The 17,937-nt window shown below is 36.3% G+C and carries 13 protein-coding genes; 12 read left to right on the forward strand and 1 reads right to left on the reverse strand.

The window, feature by feature from the left end:
- The first annotated feature begins 171 nt into the window (after positions 1–171).
- Both ACIQZG_RS23495 and ACIQZG_RS23500 read left to right on the forward strand, forming a co-directional pair.
- Entirely contained in the window at positions 172–876 is a 705-nt protein-coding gene (locus ACIQZG_RS23495) for a 4'-phosphopantetheinyl transferase family protein (RefSeq protein ID WP_402758427.1), read from the forward strand.
- 135 nt (positions 877–1,011) lie between these two features.
- On the forward strand, positions 1,012–1,821 hold the full coding sequence (locus ACIQZG_RS23500) for an alpha/beta hydrolase (protein WP_402758429.1): 810 nt from the start codon (positions 1,012–1,014) through the stop codon (positions 1,819–1,821).
- A gap of 398 nt (positions 1,822–2,219) precedes the next feature.
- Here ACIQZG_RS23500 and ACIQZG_RS23505 read toward each other — a convergent pair whose 3' ends face one another.
- Positions 2,220–3,131, reverse strand: coding sequence for a LysR family transcriptional regulator (locus ACIQZG_RS23505; protein ID WP_402758431.1), 912 nt, complete (start codon positions 3,129–3,131; stop codon positions 2,220–2,222).
- Between the two features lie 210 nt (positions 3,132–3,341).
- On the opposite strand from ACIQZG_RS23505, the gene ACIQZG_RS23510 reads away from it, so the two are divergent.
- From ACIQZG_RS23510 to ald, 10 genes are all read left to right on the forward strand, one after another.
- Positions 3,342–4,718 carry an aminotransferase family protein gene (locus ACIQZG_RS23510; RefSeq protein WP_402758433.1) on the forward strand — a complete coding sequence of 459 codons (1,377 nt, stop codon included), beginning with the start codon at positions 3,342–3,344 and terminating at the stop codon, positions 4,716–4,718.
- A gap of 60 nt (positions 4,719–4,778) precedes the next feature.
- Positions 4,779–6,200, forward strand: coding sequence for an NAD-dependent succinate-semialdehyde dehydrogenase (locus ACIQZG_RS23515; protein WP_402758435.1), 1,422 nt, complete (start codon positions 4,779–4,781; stop codon positions 6,198–6,200).
- Between the two features lie 324 nt (positions 6,201–6,524).
- Entirely contained in the window at positions 6,525–7,181 is a 657-nt protein-coding gene (locus ACIQZG_RS23520; RefSeq protein ID WP_402758437.1) for a GNAT family N-acetyltransferase, read from the forward strand.
- Between the two features lie 156 nt (positions 7,182–7,337).
- Positions 7,338–8,972, forward strand: coding sequence for an amidohydrolase (locus ACIQZG_RS23525; protein ID WP_402758439.1), 1,635 nt, complete (start codon positions 7,338–7,340; stop codon positions 8,970–8,972).
- Positions 8,973–9,038: 66 nt separating this feature from the next.
- Complete coding sequence (locus ACIQZG_RS23530) at positions 9,039–10,361, forward strand: APC family permease (RefSeq protein ID WP_402758441.1); 1,323 nt, start codon at positions 9,039–9,041, stop codon at positions 10,359–10,361.
- 55 nt (positions 10,362–10,416) lie between these two features.
- Entirely contained in the window at positions 10,417–11,811 is a 1,395-nt protein-coding gene (locus ACIQZG_RS23535; protein WP_402758443.1) for an APC family permease, read from the forward strand.
- A 260-nt stretch (positions 11,812–12,071) separates the two neighbouring features.
- Positions 12,072–13,325: an ArgE/DapE family deacylase gene (locus ACIQZG_RS23540; protein ID WP_402758445.1), complete on the forward strand. Its 1,254-nt coding sequence runs from the start codon at positions 12,072–12,074 to the stop codon at positions 13,323–13,325.
- 492 nt (positions 13,326–13,817) lie between these two features.
- Positions 13,818–15,128 (forward strand): aminotransferase family protein, encoded by a 1,311-nt coding sequence (locus ACIQZG_RS23545; protein ID WP_402758447.1) that lies wholly within the window; start codon positions 13,818–13,820, stop codon positions 15,126–15,128.
- A complete protein-coding gene (locus tag ACIQZG_RS23550; protein WP_402758449.1) occupies positions 15,118–16,572 on the forward strand; it encodes an aldehyde dehydrogenase family protein in 1,455 nt (484 codons plus the stop codon). The genes ACIQZG_RS23545 and ACIQZG_RS23550 overlap by 11 nt, the downstream gene beginning before the upstream one ends.
- A gap of 25 nt (positions 16,573–16,597) precedes the next feature.
- Positions 16,598–17,743, forward strand: a complete 1,146-nt coding sequence (gene ald / locus ACIQZG_RS23555; RefSeq protein ID WP_402758450.1) for an alanine dehydrogenase — start codon at positions 16,598–16,600, stop codon at positions 17,741–17,743.
- Positions 17,744–17,937 lie beyond the last annotated feature (194 nt).

Genomic DNA, 17,937 nt, shown 5'->3' on the forward strand with positions numbered 1-17,937 from the left:
TTATTGAGTTAATTTTATCCAATTAACTTTAGCGAAGCGTACCCATCAAATGACAATGTATTGAAGAACTAGAAAAGACTATATGTAAGATGCGGAGAAAAAATATTTTCACCACTTAAAAAAAGGGTCAAATCGTTGATATATCAACATTTATAGAGGGAGGAAGTATTAATGGTTGAGGTTTATTTATGCCGATTGCCTAAAGTACGAGATGATACCAGTCTGCACCAATTATTACGTATACTTAGTTCGGAAAAACAAAATAGAATAAAAAAAATGAAATTTTTAGATGATCAATATCGTAGTTTAATTGGAGAGTTGCTAATTAGGTATATTGCGTCAAAAAAATTAGCGTTAACTAATGAGGATTTTAAATTCAGTAGTAATTCATTTGGTAAACCCTTTATTCAATCATATCCGAGTTTTCATTACAATATAGCACATTCGGGAGAATGGGTTGTATGTGCAATTCATAATGAAGAGGTAGGTATTGATATAGAGATGATAAAACCAATAGATAAATCCAGTATTTATAAATTGTTAGAAGGAGAAGAAGTGAATTATATTACAAAGAAAAAAACACTTGCGGCCTTTTATGATATCTGGACATTAAAAGAAAGCTACGTAAAAGCTATTGGAAAAGGATTATCCCTTCCATTACAATCGTTCCTAGTTAGAATAAAAAACGAAGATCAAATTGATCTGATTGACCGTAAAGATAATAATATTATTGAAAATGCAAAATGTACACTTTATAAAATGTGTAATGGATATCGTTTATCGACGTGCATTATTATTAAAAACAACGCTTTAGTACAGACCTCATATAACTATCTATCTTTTGAAAAAATTTATAATCGATTTTTCAATTTTTGAGTATATATCCAGTGTCGAAAAAGAAAAAAGTAGATTATTTTAAACAGAAATAATAGTTATTAATATAAATACTTCCGCAAAAAATATTTAGGAACAAAGAAATATATGTAAACATTTAAAGGGAGGTGTCGGAAGATGATTAATAAAGAATCTAGTGTAGAAGAAATAAAAGAATGTATACTTTATTCTGAAGATGAGAAACAGCCATATCGTATAATGATTGCAAAGCCAAAAAAACCAGCTCCAGCAGAAGGCTATCCAATTATATATACCTTAGATGGCAATGCTTTTTTTCAAACATTTCAGGACGCTGTCAGAATACAATCCGTTCGCCCAGATGTTACAGGAGTAGAACCGGCAATTGTAATTGGAATAGGTTATCCGGATGAGAGAGATTTTATTAGAGAGCGGCGTTTTTATGATTTTACTCCTACACCTGTTCAGTCAAATCCACTAAATGAGAAGAAGTGGCCTAAAACCGGAGGAGCATACCTTTTTTTGGAATTTATCGAAGGAACTGTAAAACCATATTTAAATCAATATTATTCTATTAATTTGAATAAACAGACTCTTTTTGGACATTCATTAGGTGGTTTATTTTCCTTGTATGTATTATTTACAAAAACAAATGTCTTTCAAAATTATATTATAGGTAGCCCATCTATTTGGTGGAATGAGAAAGAAATTCTAAATGAGGAGTCTACTTTTTTATCTTCGTTTAAGAATATGGATGAATCTGTTCGAGTATTAATATTTGTTGGTTCTTTAGAAAAAGATTATATGGTTACTGATGCAAGAGAATTATACCAACGTCTAATCGCAAATTCTAACAAAAATATAGTTAGTCAATTCATAGAATTAAACGGAGAAAATCATCTATCCGTCGTCCTCTCCGTAATAAGTAGTTCGCTTAGATTTTTGAATCATCAGAAATGTTGTATTTAATGAATTAATAAGATAAGAAATTTAGAGAAGGTAGTTTTAAAAGGGAACGTAAGCATCAAAAGGCGCCACCTATTTTCTTGGGGGCGCTATTGTTTTAATTTTTCTATATAGGGTCCCGCAGATTTATGCGGACAACGTTAAGCACTAATGTGACCAAACAACGCTTTAGGAAGATTATACTTCAATTAATGGCGCAGTATAATGCAAGAAGGGACGTGTTTTATGAAAGAAATTAAATCGACATCTATTCAACCTAATGTAAGAGAACGTTTATCTTTCGTAATCGTTGAAATAAAAGGTAGTGTTTTTTTATGGCACACCGGATGAAATCATATGGATAAACTTATCATGCATTATCTACCGAATATTTTAACTTGAACGCCACTAATTAAATCACATTATTCATTGAAAATGCTTGTCATTTTCTCTGCAACTTCTTCGGTAATCGCAAGAAATCGTTTGGAAATTGATGTCATGTAACGATCCCTAAGTGTAATTATATTAAGTTTTGTTTGTAACATTGGATTTGCTAGTGGTCTAAGTACTGGTAAATCAGGTGAATTAAGTAGCTTGAAACAGCTAGGTACAAAACAAATTCCTGCGCCTTTCATTACCATCATAAGTGTTGGTAATGTTTCCGTCCCCCAGTAAACGACATTAGGCGTAAATCCACTTTTTTGGCATGCCTCGATCACATCATCAGCAACGCCGGATCCATAAGATGTTGTATTTAAAAGAAATCGTTCGTTTTTCAAGTCTGCAATCTCAATAGAATCTTTTTCACATAGATGATGGTTGGGTGGAAGAGCTAAAAGTAAAGGTTCTGTTAGTAGTGTTGAAGTATGGATGTCCTCCGCTCTCACTGAAGTTCGAACAATTCCAATATCAATTTTATGACTTCTTAGTTCCTCTAAAATATATGATGTATTACCCTCGCGAACATGTGTAACTATATTAGGAGTTTCCTTTTGAATTTTTTTTAAGACATTTGGCAAAATAAATAGATTTGCTGAAGTAGTACAACCCAATTTCACAGTACCTCTAATTCCTTCATGAAACTCGACTAATTTCTTCTCCGTATTCTCAGATAAATCAAGTAATTCTTTTCCTTTTTCATATAAAAATACTCCACTTGGTGTTAATTCAAGAGATCTTCCTAAACGATTAAACAAAGTGACATTTAATTCTTGTTCAAATTTTCTAATTAAAATACTTAAGGGGGGTTGAGTCATTTGCAGTGCAGTAGCAGCTTTTGTAATGCTACCTTCCTCAACTACTGTAATAAAACAATGTAAACGATGAAGGTTCATTTTGAGAACTCCTCCTTTTAGTATTCATAAAATATATGGAAGTCATATAAATATTATAATTTACATTATAAAAATGTAAAGATATAATATTTTCATAATTAAGAATAGTTCAAAAATTGGAGTTGAACTTTATTTCAGTTTGAAGTTAGTTGATACCAGAGTGTGTCCATCCAATCGCAAATTATTAATTTATAAATGGAGGTTTTATCAATGACAACTAAAATTACTCAACAATCAAAAACTGTAGAGTTAGCTAAACTGAACAAAAAGCACTTGCTTCATCCAGCTACAAATCCGAAGGCTCAAATTGACAATGGACCGCCTATTATCTTTGCTAAAGGTAAGGGAGTTACAGTTACAAGTACGGATGATGTGGAATACATCGACGGAATGTCAATGCTTTGGAACGTGAACTTAGGACATGGGAATCAAGAACTTGCAGATGCTGGTAATAGTCAATTATCTACTCTTGCGTATGCATCATCATTTAAAGGATTCTCAAATGAACCATCCATTCTACTTGCTGAGAAATTAGCTGAGTTAGCACCAGGAGATTTAAATAGTGTGTTCTACACTTCAGGTGGGTCAGAATCAAATGATACAGCAATAAAATTAGCTCGTTTCTACTGGGAGCTTAAAGGGAAATCAGAAAAAAGAAAGATTATTGCGCTAACGAATGCTTATCATGGTGTAACAATAGGAGCGCAAACAGCTACTGGTCTTGCAGCATATCACAAGTTCGCATCATCAAATATAGACGGAGTTGTTCGTGCAACAGCTCATCTATTAAATAGCGAGTTAGGTGATAAAAGTGAGCCGAACTATGCAGATTCTATCCGTGGAACAATTGAAAGAGAAGGTGCGGAGACGATTGCCGGAATTATTATTGAACCTGTGCAAGGTGCGGGTGGAGTTAATATTCCACCGGAAGGTTACTTAGAAGCAGTTCGCAAAATCTGTGACGAATACAATATTCTTTTCATGGCAGATGAAGTTATTTGTGGATTCGGTCGTATGGGGAAAATGTTTGGTGTGAACAACTGGAATGTTGTACCTGATATGATGTCAATTGCAAAGGGAATTACGAGTGGTTATTCGCAACTTGGCGGGGTCATGATAAATGATGAAATTAGAGAAACAATTGCTAACTTCGATGCTGTTATCCCACATGGATTCACATATAGTGGCCATCCGACTGCTTGTGCGATTGGGCTGAAAAACATCGAAATACTTGAGCGTGATAATATTATTGACCACGTAAACGAAATGGAGAAAGTACTTAAAAAAGGTTTAGATTACTTAGCTGAAAAACATAGTATTGTAACAAATTGCAGAGTAATTGGTCTGCTGGCTGCATTTGAACTTTACGAAGATCCAACAAGTGGAAAATTGTTTGATCCAACTGTTTTCCCAGCAAATGCGGTAGTTGACGCATGTTTCAATCGCCAATTAATATTAAGAGCGCTTGGCGCATATAACCAAATTGTAGCAATTGCACCACCACTTATTATTAATAAAGAAGAAATCGAAAAAATGATTCAAATTATAGATGATTCGATTACTGCTTTTAAAAATACACGCAACTAAACTATTCCTATAAAGTAAGTTGAGTAGTGGTGGTTATAGTTAAAAAAGGGAGGTTCTCTAGTGCTTTATATAAATGGTGAATGGCGAGATACAGGAAATAAATTAGATGTAACAAATCCTGCGACAGGAGAAATAATTAGAACTGTTGCTACAGGTGGAAAAACTGAAACGAAAGAAGCAATCGAAAGTGCGAAGAAAGCATTTGAATTTTGGGGTAAGACAACTGGAAATGAGCGCAGCAACTACCTGTTTCAAGTGGTTCAATTGATGAAAGAAAAAACAAGAGAATTAGCTGAAACAATTACACTTGAAAATGGAAAGCCTTTACCAGATGCTACTCGTGAAGTAGCAGGTGCGATCGGCTATCTAGAATGGTATGCGGAGGAAGCTAAGAGAATTTATGGGGAAACAATTCCTGCATCTGCTTCTGATAAACACTTAATGGTAATCCGCGAACCTGTTGGGGTATGTGCAGCAATTACACCATGGAATTTCCCGTTATCGATGATTACAAGAAAAATTGCACCTGCACTTGCTGCAGGTTGTACAATTGTTTTAAAACCGGCTGATTTAACGCCTCTTTCGGCGATAAAAGTATTCGAATGCTTCCATGAAGTTGGACTACCTGCTGGAGTTGCAAACCTGGTAATTGGCCCAGCTGAAGAAATTGGAAACGAGATGACGAGTAACCCAGACGTTCGTAAAATCACATTTACTGGCTCGACGCGTGTGGGGAAAAAACTTATCCGTGATTCGTCTGATACAGTGAAGAAAATATCAATGGAGCTTGGTGGACACGCACCATATATTGTGTTTGAGGATGCAGATATTGACGCAGCGGTTAATGGTATCTTAGTGTCTAAGTTCATTAACTCAGGTCAAACTTGCATCAGTACAAACCGGATTTATGTAGCAGAAACTGTAGCTGATGAATTCTCAGGAAAGTTAGCTGAAAAGGTATCTAAATTAGTTGTAGGAAATGGATTAGAAGATGGCGTAAATGTCGGTCCAGTAATTAATAAAGCAGCTCTCGAAAAGGTGAAAAGCCAAGTAGAAGACGCTGTGAAACATGATGGTAAAGTAATTGCGGGTGGTAATGTATTTACATTAAATAATGGTAGCGGTTACTTCTTTGAGCCCACAGTTATTCAATATGCAAGCGATAATATGAAGATTACGACAGAAGAAACATTTGGACCAGTTGCACCAATCTATACATTTAAGACGGAAGAAGAGGTAGTTAAAAGAGCAAACCATCCTGAATATGGTCTTGCAGCTTATTGTTATACGCGAGACATTGGTCGAGGCTTACGTATGATGCGTGCTTTAGAGTTCGGAATTGTAGGAATTAATGACCCAGCTCCAGTAGTTGTACAAGCTCCGTTTGGTGGTATGAAGGAAAGTGGAATGGGAAAAGAAGGCGGTTGGTACGGCCTTGAGGAGTACTTGGAGAAGAAATTTGTATCAATCTATTTAAAGTAATTAATTTTAATTTAATTGGATCAATTTCATAAATAGTTTTCCTAAGAAGAATCAAGAACACTTAAGTGGAGCGAAAGGCGGCGACTCCAGCGGGAAAAGCAGATGTTTTATGTGCGAAAGCGAAGCGTCAGCAACAAGCGAACTGAGACCCTGGACTGAGCGTAGCGAGGGAAGCGGCTCGGTGCTTGCCCGCGGAAAGCGTCCGCCTGTAGCGAAACGATGCGAATAATCATATGCTTTATCTTTATAATGTTCGTATTTGTTAACGGAAATATGAATTATGAAATTGATTCAATTTCAAAAAAATATGAGGGAGGATTTATTATGCCTCAAGTAAATTTAAAAAATAATGGACAAGAAATAGTTGTCCGCAATATTTTAAAAGAGGATCTTGCTGAAGTTGCCGCACTTTCTATGAAGTGTTTTGGACCTGATATGGCATTAAAATATGAGCATTTTGAAAGTCAGATTGAGTTGTTTCCGGAAGGTCAAATTTGTCTAGAATATAACGGTAAAATTGTAGGAACCGCTTTAAGTTTAATTGTAAATTTTGAAGATTACGGAGATAGTCACTCATATTTTCAAATCTGTGATTTAGGATTTATTCGAAATCATAACCCTAATGGTAGAAATCTATATGGTATTGAAATTGGCGTACACGAAGATTTTAGAGGGTTACAATTGGGACGTCATTTGTATGATGGCCGAAAAAGAATATGTGAGAAACTTAACTTAGAAAGTATCTTAGTGGGTGGTCGTATACCCTTTTACTATAAATATGCTGAGCAGATGAGTGCAGATGAGTATGCACTAGAGGTAATGAAGGGGAAAATATATGATCCTGTATTAACATTCCAAATGAAAAACGGATACGTATTAAATAAAGTAATGCCAGGCTATTTACCAGGGGATATTGAGTCATTAGAATATGCAACACTTTTGGAATGGAAAAATCCAGTTTACAAACTTAAATTAGTATGAGTCTTCTGTCCGTTATGTTCGCCTATTTTAATAGGCGAACAGTGGATGCCCATTGTTTATTGTGAGTATTTAAATCCTTTAGATATGTAAGCGCTTTCAATCATTTTTATAAGAGTTTCATTAGAAGTGAAACTTAGGTAAAGAGAGGGGTTATAAATGGTTATCGCTGATAAAGTTATTTCGAGTGAAGCAGTATTTACAGGTTTAGAAAATGAAGCAAAGCCAGCTGCTATTGCGATTAAAGGTAACAAAATCATTGCGGTGGGTTCGATGGAGGAAATAAAACCATTTATAGGTTTAGATACGAAGGAATATCATTATGGCAACCAACTCATTATGCCAGGATTTCATGATGCGCACCTTCATCTCATGTTTGGTAGTCTTTTCTCGCATGCAAGTATCAATTTATCTGATGCTCATTCGGAAGAAGAAGCTGCTAGTTTAGTAAAGCAATTCTCGGAAAATGTGCATGTTGATGAGTGGATTATAGGCTATGGATGGGATCATACAAATTGGGCAGAGAAAAGCCTGCCGACGCGTTTTACTTTAGACAAAGTAGTTCCTAATCGACCGATACTTCTTTTCCATGCAGAAGGTCATTATTCGTGGGTCAATAGTTTAGCACTTGAAAATGCTAGGGTTACCAATGAAACTGAAGACCCCCCTAATGGTACGATTCAAAAAGATGAAAATAATGAAATCACGGGGATTCTTCTTGAAACAGCAATGAATTTAGTTGTGGATATTGCGCTCGCATTTCCAGATGAACGGAAAGAAGAATTGTTTGAAGAGTTCTTAAAAAAATCAGCTCAAATAGGGATTACATCAGTAAATGATTTGTTTGCAAGTAGTTTTGATAAGTTAAATAGTTTCGAAATGTATAAGGCATATGATGAAGCTGGAAAACTTACGACTCGAATTCATCTTTACCCTGAGTTAAATGATGATATAGAGAGAGCGATAAGCTTACGTGAAAAGTACAATTCCGAAAAATTACAGCTTGCAGGACTTAAGCAGTTTATTGATGGCGTTGTAACTGGACATACCGCATATATGTTAGATCCTTACTTAGACAAACCTATAACACGAGGGAGTACGGCTTTTCCTGTAGAAACGATCAAAAACTGGGTGACAAAAGCGGACAAAGAAGGTTTTCAAATTCGCTTCCATACAATTGGCGATGGAGCAGTGAGGCTTGCACTAGATATATTTGAAGCAGCACAGCTGGAAAATGGTGTGAGAGATTCACGACATGCGCTAGAGCATATTGAAGTGATTCATCCGACAGATATTAAGAGATTTAAAGAATTGGGTGTTGTTCCATCTGTACAGCCTTCTCATCTAGCATTGATGCCAAAAGAAAGTCATACTTTGCGTGTCGGTAAAGAGAAAGACCCTTATACCTATTTATGTAAAACGTTATACGACGCAGTCGAGTACATTGCTCTTGGTACAGACTATCCAATAGCAACATTAGATCCTTTTAAAGAAATTTTTCATGCGATTACGAGACTAGACTTTACTGGTGATGTTGAGTGGAATAGTCAAGAGCAGATAACACTCGCAGAAGCGTTGAAAGCGTATACAAAAGGTTCGGCATACAGCACATTCAGAGAAAAAGATTTGGGTACATTAGAAGTTGGAAAATTAGCAGATATTATTGTACTAGATAAGAACCTCTTTGAAGTAGAAAATAAAGAAATTCTTCAAACGAAAGTTTTGTTAACAATTATGGATGGTGAAGTTGTTTATAGTGAATCAGTTTACTATCCTACTATATTAGTTAATTGATCATTTTACCGGGAAGATTTTTTTATTACTATTCGAGGAGTGAAGGAAATAAAACATCCAATTAATTTGTCAAGATCGCTTTCTTTAACGTCTGTTGTTGTTACTGGGATGGCATTTATGGCTTTAACTACAGTGTTTAGCACATACGGCATAGCCTCTAAAATATCTCATGGCATGGTCGCTGGATCGTATGTAATTGCATTAATTGTGATGATGTTTACGGCTCATAGTTATGGTCAAATGGCAAAAGCGTACCCCATTGCGGGATCTGCCTATACCTATGCGCAAAAAGCGATTAATTCTCATGTTGGTTTCTTAGTAGGATGGGCAATTTTAATGGATTATCTCTTGATCCCAATGGTTAACTTTTTACTATTTGGTATTTTCTTCTCAGCGGCTATTCCTGAAGTTCCACAGTATATTTGGATACTTACATTAGTAGTTCTTGTAACGTTTGTAAATGTTAGAGGTGTAAAGTTAAGCGCAAATATCAACATGATTGTAATAGGCTTATCGCTATTATTTTTAGTTGTCTTTAGTATCTTATCAGTTAAATCAATAGTAACTGGAACCGGGACTGGCATTTTATTTAACCTTGATCCCTTTATTAATACCGAGGAGTCATTTAAGTATATAGTTGCTGGTGCTGCACTATTATGTTTCTCCTTTCTCGGTTTTGATGCAGTTTCTACTTTTTCAGAAGAAGTAAAAAATCCGGAGAAAAACATACCGCGTGCAATATCTTTAGTAACAATAATTGGTGGAGTATGTTTTGTAGTCGTATCTTATTTTGCACATAATGTTTGGCCAGATTATACGAGTTTTAAAGATGCTGATTCTGCTTCCTATGAAATTATTTTCCTAGTAGGCGGGAATGCCTTACAAGCAGCATTCCTAGTAATAACGGCATTGGTTGTATTTGGTTCCGCGTCCGCATCTCAAGCAAGTGCTGCACGTGTATTATACGCAATGGGAAGAGATGGGCAATTATCTAAAAATTTTTTTGGGAAACTAAATAAAAGAACGAGAACTCCGGTTAACAACATTTTATTAATTGGTCTTTTATCATTATCTGCATTGTTTTTAAGTCTAACCTTTGTCGCGTCTTTCATTAACTTTGGCGCCTTACTTGCATTTACTGCTGTGAATCTATCCGTTGTTTTTTTATATTACGGTAAGCGAAAAGAACGCTCCTTAAAGGGGATTATCTTCTATTTGATTTTTCCATTAATCGGAGCAGTCCTTACAACTAGTTTGCTTTTCAACCTAGATGTTTATTCGATTGCTCTTGGTAGTGTTTGGTTAGGAATTGGTGTTATTTATTTATTATTTATGACAAAAGGTCTTAAGCATAAACCACCAGTACTGAATACAGATCAGATTGATTAGTCGCAGTTTAAAACATTAATGAAGCAGTTGATAAATATGTAAAGGGGATGGATGGATGACAGATAATACTACGCTTAAAAGGTCATTAGGTGTTTGGTCAATTGTTGCACTGGGATTAGGATATATGACGCCTACAGTGGTCTTCGATACGTTTGGCATTGTATCAAAATTAACAAATGGTGTAGTACCAATGGCGTATCTTGTCGCCTTGTTAGTAATGGTATTGACGGCGATAAGTTATGGAAAGATGGTACAGGTATTCCCGGCTGCTGGTTCAGCATATACATACACCCGGGAAACAATGGGGCCTCACCTAGGATTCCTCGTAGGATGGACATCGTTATTAGATTATTTATTATTACCTTTAGTTAATGCATTAATTATTCGAATATATATGGAATCTCTGTTTCCGAATGTACCTGTTTGGATTTGGGTTTTTGCTTATGTCATTGTAGTTACTGCAATTAATGCTTATAGTATGGAATCAACATCCAACTTAAACTTTATACTCGTTGTTTTCACAATTTGTTTAATAGGTATCTTTATAATACTTGCTTCTGTCCAACTTTATCACGGTATGGGGAATGGTACTTTATTTACGATTCATCCACTTTCGCATGAAAATGTGAAATTAGTAGCCATTTTAACTGGGGCAACAGTAGTAGCTTTCTCGTTTATCGGTTTCGATGCAATAACAATGTATACGGAAGAAGCAAAGGATACATCAACAGTTCCTAGAGCAATCCTTTTAACTGTTTTAATCGGTGGGGGTATTTTCTTTATTGCTTCTTACTTTACGCAATCATTATTCCCGGATGTTTCTAAGTTCGAAAATGTAGATGATACATTGCCGGAAATTGGTTTGTATGTGGGAGGGAAGTTTTTTCAATTACTTTTCATTGCAGGAGCTTTCGCTGCTACTGTAGCGTCAGGGCTCGCATCTCATGCAAGTGCATCTCGTTTGCTGTTTGTTATGGGCAGAAATGGTGTACTTCCTAAAAAAACTTTCGGATACTTACACCCTAAATTTAGAACGCCTGTTTTTACGGTTGTTTTGACGGGAATCGTATCATTATTTGCAATAGGACCAAATTTAGAATTAATTGCTTCTGTCATCAACTTTGGGGCATTAATTGCATTCACATTCGTTAACATATCTGTTATTGTTCATTTCTATATTCGTCAGAAAAGGAGATCAGGCAGTGAAACCTTTAAGTACTTAATTATGCCTTCTTTCGGAGCATTAGCTACTGGAGTACTTTGGTATCATTTACACGCTGATGCATTTATAGGTGGGATCGTTTGGCTTATAATCGGAATCATTTACATGCTGTTTATAACAAGATTCTTTAAAAAAGAACTTGGAAGCATGGACTCTATTGATGACTTGGAGTCATTAGATAAAGAGATTTTTAAAGAAGAAGAAGAGAAGATTAAGGTCTTGAAATAACTATTTAGTGGATGAGAATCTTATAGATAATCTTCCTCTTTTTAAAAGAAAGTATGAATTTTTTTATCAGTGTCTAGACATTCGCGCCAGATGTTTTCTGTGCGACAGCAAAACGCACTCGAGGTCGCGGTCTGATCCCTCGGGTGAAAGTGGTGAAGCGTTTACTTTCGCTTCGGGCTCGCAAGCAGCTTGTCGCGGCTAAAAGGGCGCGAATGCGTTTTTCTTTGGTGACACAAGCAGTAAATAAAGGAGTGAGTGCTTTGAAAGAAAAAATTCGGCTGTATATAGAAAAAAATAAAGAAGAATTATTTAAAACAATTCAAGATGTCGTACGTATAAAGAGCGTTGTTGGTAATGAACAAGAGATGCAATTATACATGAAAAAAAAATATGAAGAACTTAACTTGATCTTGCATGAGATTGAACCAAAATATGAGAAAGTTTCAGCTCATGAAGCGTTTATTGATTCGGGTATTCCGTTTGAAGACCGAAAAAATATTATTGGAATACATAAAGGTGTCTCCAATGGTAAGTCATTAACGATTCATGGGCATGTAGATGTTGTTTCTCCAGAACCATATTCAAACTGGACGATGGACCCGTGGAGTGGAGATATTATAGGAAACAAGTTATTCGGTCGAGGCTCTGCAGATATGAAAGCAGGACTTATTTCTAATTGGTTCGCATTGAAAACACTAATTGATTTAGGTTATCCAATTGCAGGAGATGTTCAACTACATTCAGTAATAGAAGAAGAAGCTGGTGGCGGAGGCGGTGCTTTAGCATGTTTGGAGGAAGGCTTCGTAACAGATGGGTACATTTCGACAGAACCACATAATTTGAATATGACAATAAGTCATGGGGGGATTATGTATTTCCGAGTGTACGTAAAGGGAAGAACAGCGCATGCTGGTTTAGCTCATGAAGGCATAAATGCTATTTCAAAAATGATGAAAATCCTTAGTGCGCTGGATGAATTAAGTGAATGGCGTGCTAAAAATGTTAAGTTTGATTTATTTGAAAAGGGATCTGGACAGTCCGTTCACTTAAACTTAGGTGTTCTAAAAGCTGGGGACTGGGTATCGACAGTTCCAGGGGAAGCGATCCTCGAAGGAAGAATTGGTTTTATCCCAGGGGAAACTCGAGAAGAAATTAAGCAACTAGTACAAGATACGATTATGAAATCTGTCTTAGGCGATGAGTGGATGGATAAAAATCCACCAGTTATAGAGTGGTTTGGATGGTCAACGGAGCCATGGTACCAAGATCCAGAGAGTCCTTTTGTAAAATTATTCATCGAAAATGCAGAAGATGTTATGGGACACAAAGTAATTATGGTTGGAAGAGCTGGAGGAAATGATGCACGATTTACTCAGTATTACGGGAAACAAGGATTGTGCTTTGGGCCAATTGGAGAAAATATGCATGGACCAGATGAATGTGTTCATTTAGATAGCGTAGTAGAAGTAACTAATGTTTTGGCAAATTATATTATTAAGTGGAGCGAGAGTTAATCATCGTTAACTTTTAGGAATATCAATTTCAAATTAATATAGTGTCTCTCATAATGCTTCCAGTTTAGGAAGGCTTAATGCAGTTGGTATTAGATTTTTAAAAATCTAGCATTAAAAATGACACAAGAAATGCAGCAAACTTTGCAACTTCTATAAATGTCGTCTTTTGAATTGCATGACTATTTATCGGACAAGGCAATCGAAAACCCTTTAATAAATATTGAGAAGATGGCACTTATGAAGAATCAGCCTAGCACTGCTAGTTCAACCAAACGAATAAGTGAAGATTACTTGTACACTAAAAAAACTTTTAATCGGGAAATTATTAGTTTGGAAAATTATTTGATAGAACAAATCCTATATTTGTAATTATTTGAAAATTAAATTAATTAAAAGGGTGTAAGTAAATCACAATTTAGTAGTTGGTAAGCTAATTGTTTATTAATTGTGAGTGTATTGTTTAAAAACATATAAAAGAGAGGATGTATTTTTATGAAAAGAAATTATTCTGTTGAAGAACTTAAAGTGTTAGACCAAAAGCATTTTCTACACCCTACTTCACCAGTAAAGACGGAAAATGGACCGGCATTTATTTTTACAGAAGGAAAAGGTGTTTATCTGTATGATATTACAGGTAAAAAAGTTATTGATGGTATGTCTTCTCTTTGGAATGTGAATATAGGACATGGTAGAACAGAACTTGGTGAAGTAGCGAAGGAACAAATGGATAAATTAGCCTTCAGTTCTTGTTTTGCAACGTTTAGTAATGAGCCTGCTATTCTATTAGCAAAAAAGTTAGCAGAATTAGCGCCTGGTGATTTAAACACTACATTTTTTACGTCCGGTGGTTCCGAATCCAATGATAGTGCCTATAAATTGGCTCGTCATTATTGGATATTAAAAGGGGAGACTTCTCGAAAGAAAATTATCTCAAGATCGAGATCTTATCACGGGGTGGCAATCGGTGCTACAAGTGCGACAGGTTTAAAAGGATTTCGTGATTTTACAAATTCTAATGCACCAGATTTTCTATTCGTCGATCATTTCTCCATACAGGCTTTACGTGATTTGATTGAAACTGAAGGTCCAGAAACAATAGCTGCTTTCATCACCGAGCCAGTACAAGGTGCAGGGGGAGTGCATGTTGCACCGGAAAATTATTTCAAAGAAATTCGAGAAATTTGCAATGAGTACGGTATTTTGATGATAACTGATGAAGTTATCACAGGATTTGGTAGGACGGGTAAGTTCTTTGCGATGGAACATTTTAATGTGGTACCAGATATGATGTGCTTTGCAAAAGGTGTTACTAGCGGATATGCACAATTAGGTGGTGTAATGATATCAGAGAAAATACACCAAGAATTTTCTGAGTTATCAGAAGGGACTATTTTGCATGGATACACTTATAGTGGTCATCCAATGGCCTGTGCAGTTGGGTTGAAAAACATTGAAATACTAGAAAAAGAAAATTTAGTAGCAAATGCAGAGATTCGGGGTCAAGAGCTATTAGTAGGGTTAAGAGTTTTACAAGCGAAGTATCCATATATTGTAGATGCAAGAGGTTTAGGTTTAATGGCAGCTATAGAAATCTCAAATGAGGGTAGATTACTCGCTCCGCAAATAGTGGCAGAAGCAGCAAAGTTGGGATTAATATGTCGTTCTGTTGTACTAGATGCTCAAGATATTGTCGTATTTTCACCACCTTTATCAATAAGCCAAAAGGAGTTAAGAAATTTGTTGGATATTCTAGAAAAAGCGATTCAAGAGGTAGAGAATCGGGTATTGGCAAATGAGTTGTAATACGAAAGGTGTGGTAATTATGGTGAAGAAAAATTTATTTATTAATGGGGATTGGGTGGAAGCAGCAGAGTATACAGAATTACGCTCTCCATATAGTAGCGAAGTCATTGCAGAAATACCGAAGGCAAATATCGAGGAAGTAGAAGCCGCTTTAGTAGCTGCCGATGCTGCACGTGAAACGATGGCGAATTTGCCTTTGTATAAGCGTGCGATTATTCTTGAAAAATTAGCTTCTTTATTAGAAGCACGTGCTGAAGAAGCCGCGGAGCTAATAGCACTAGAAGCAGCCAAGCCTATTACAACCGCCAAAGCCGAAGTTCAGCGTACAATTCAAACGTATAAATTTGCTGCTGAAGAAGCAAAGCGAATACACGGAGAAACAATTCCAGTGGATGCTGCTCCCGGTGGAGACGGCCGCATTGCCTATACGGTTCGTGAACCATTAGGCATCGTGGCAGCTATTACACCTTTTAATTTCCCAATGAATTTAGTAGCGCATAAAGTAGGGCCAGCAATAGCATCTGGTAATACGGTTGTATTAAAACCTGCAAGTCAAACACCATTAACTTCCTATTTTATTGGTGAATTATTAGCAGAGGCAGGATTACCGAAGGGTGCGTTAAATATCGTTACAGGTGCAGGTTCTTTAATTGGTAACAAATTAGTAACGGATAATCGCGTGAAAAAGATTTCTTTTACAGGTAGCCCCGCTGTAGGTATTGGCATACGCAATCAAGCAGGTCTTAAGAAAGTAACGCTTGAATTGGGTTCTAATGCGGCTGTTATTATCGATGAAAATGTAAATATTGATAAATTAATTCCACGTGTCGTTTCCGGTGCATTTGCATTCCAAGGGCAGGTATGTATTTCAGTTCAACGAATCTATGTTCACGAAAAAATGTATGATTTGTTTGTAGATAAATTTGTAGCAGCTACAAAAGAGTTGAAGCTTGGTGATCCACTAGATCCTACAACAGATGTTTCGGCCTTAATCAGTCCACAAGATGTAAAACGAACATTGAGTTGGATTGAAGAAGCAAAGGGGCAAGGGGCAATTATTGCAACTGGTGGAGAATCTGAAGGGAATATCTTACAACCTACCGTACTATTAAATGTAAAACCGGAGCAGAAGGTTTCCTGTCAGGAGGTATTCGCACCAATCGTATCTATTATGAAGTTCACATCTATTCAAGAGGCTTTTGATCAAGTAAATGATTCCAAATATGGTTTGCAAGCTGGTATTTATACAGATAATATCCATATTGCTTTACAGGCAACGCAAAAACTCCATGTAGGCGGTGTCATTATAAATGATATTCCTACATTCCGTTTAGATCATCTACCATATGGTGGCGTAAAGGAAAGTGGTATGGGAAGAGAAGGCCTGAAGTATGCAATTGAGGAAATGACAGAAATGAAACTTGTAGTTATAAACCAAAACTAATAAAAAATAGGTAGGAGGAAATAGAATGATAATTGGTGTACCTAAAGAAATAAAAAATAATGAAAACCGAGTAGGAATTACTCCAGCAGGTGTTGTGGCTTACAAAAAAGGTGGTCATGAAGTAATAATTGAATCGGGTGCAGGGCTAGGTAGTGGATTTACAGACCAAGATTATTTAGATGTAGGCGCTCAAATTACTAAATCGACTAAGGAAGCTTGGGATGTTGATATGGTGATTAAAGTGAAGGAGCCGATTCAGGAAGAGTACAAATATTTTAAAGAGAATCTAATTCTCTACACATACCTACATTTAGCTCCAGAACCAGAATTAACGAAAGCTTTGCTTGAAAGTAAAGTTACTGGAATTGCTTATGAAACAATTCAATTAGATTCAGGTGCCTTACCGTTGTTAACGCCAATGAGTGAAGTTGCAGGCCGAATGTCTGTACAAATTGGTGCACAGTTTTTAGAAAATTCCAAAGGAGGTAAAGGAGTTCTCTTAGGTGGTATTCCTGGTGTTGCACCTGGAAATGTAGTGATTGTAGGTGCCGGTGTTGTCGGAACGAATGCTGCGAAAATGGCAGTAGGATTAGGTGCAAACGTAACAATTTTAGACGTTAATATTACACGCTTAAGTCAAATAGATGATATGTTCCAAGGACGTGTTCGTACACTTGCATCAAATACCTACAATATCGCTGAAGCAGTGAAAACAGCAGATTTGTTAATTGGTGCTGTGCTAATTCCAGGTTCACGTGCACCACAATTAGTTTCAAAAGAAATGATTCAAACGATGCAAAAGGGGTCTGTTGTAGTGGATGTAGCGGTAGATCAAGGGGGTTCTATTGAAACAATTGATCGAATTACTACTCATAGTAATCCTACTTATGAGGTATACGGCGTTGTGCATTACGCAGTTGCGAATATGCCAGGTGCTTGCGCGCGTACCTCAACAATGGGCTTGTCAAATGTAACTGTTCCATACGGTTTGCAAATAGCTAATAAAGGCTATCGTCAAGCTGCTTTAGATAATCCTGTTTTAGCGAAGGGGATTAACGTAGTAAATGGAAAAATAGTATATAAAGCGGTAGCTGATGCACATGGATTACCATATACGGATCTTCAAGTAGAATTAGCAGCAGATTCAATTCCGGCGTTAGCAGTCAAATAGAATAAGAGAAATAATGTTGAAATGAAAAGAAGGTGAAAGTTGGTAGGGAACGTAATCTACCAAGCTTTCACCTTTTTTTATAGCTAAATTTCGTCTATCTGAGTTGATTTCATAATTCCGATCCCTTCGGTATCAAGGGCTTTCAAACAATAAAAAAAGGGCACCTCCCCATTTTGGTATAATTTAAGCGACTA

Origin of the sequence: Lysinibacillus sp. NPDC096418 (assembly GCF_044762775.1) — a bacterium.
In the GTDB taxonomy this organism is placed as follows: domain Bacteria; phylum Bacillota; class Bacilli; order Bacillales_A; family Planococcaceae; genus Lysinibacillus.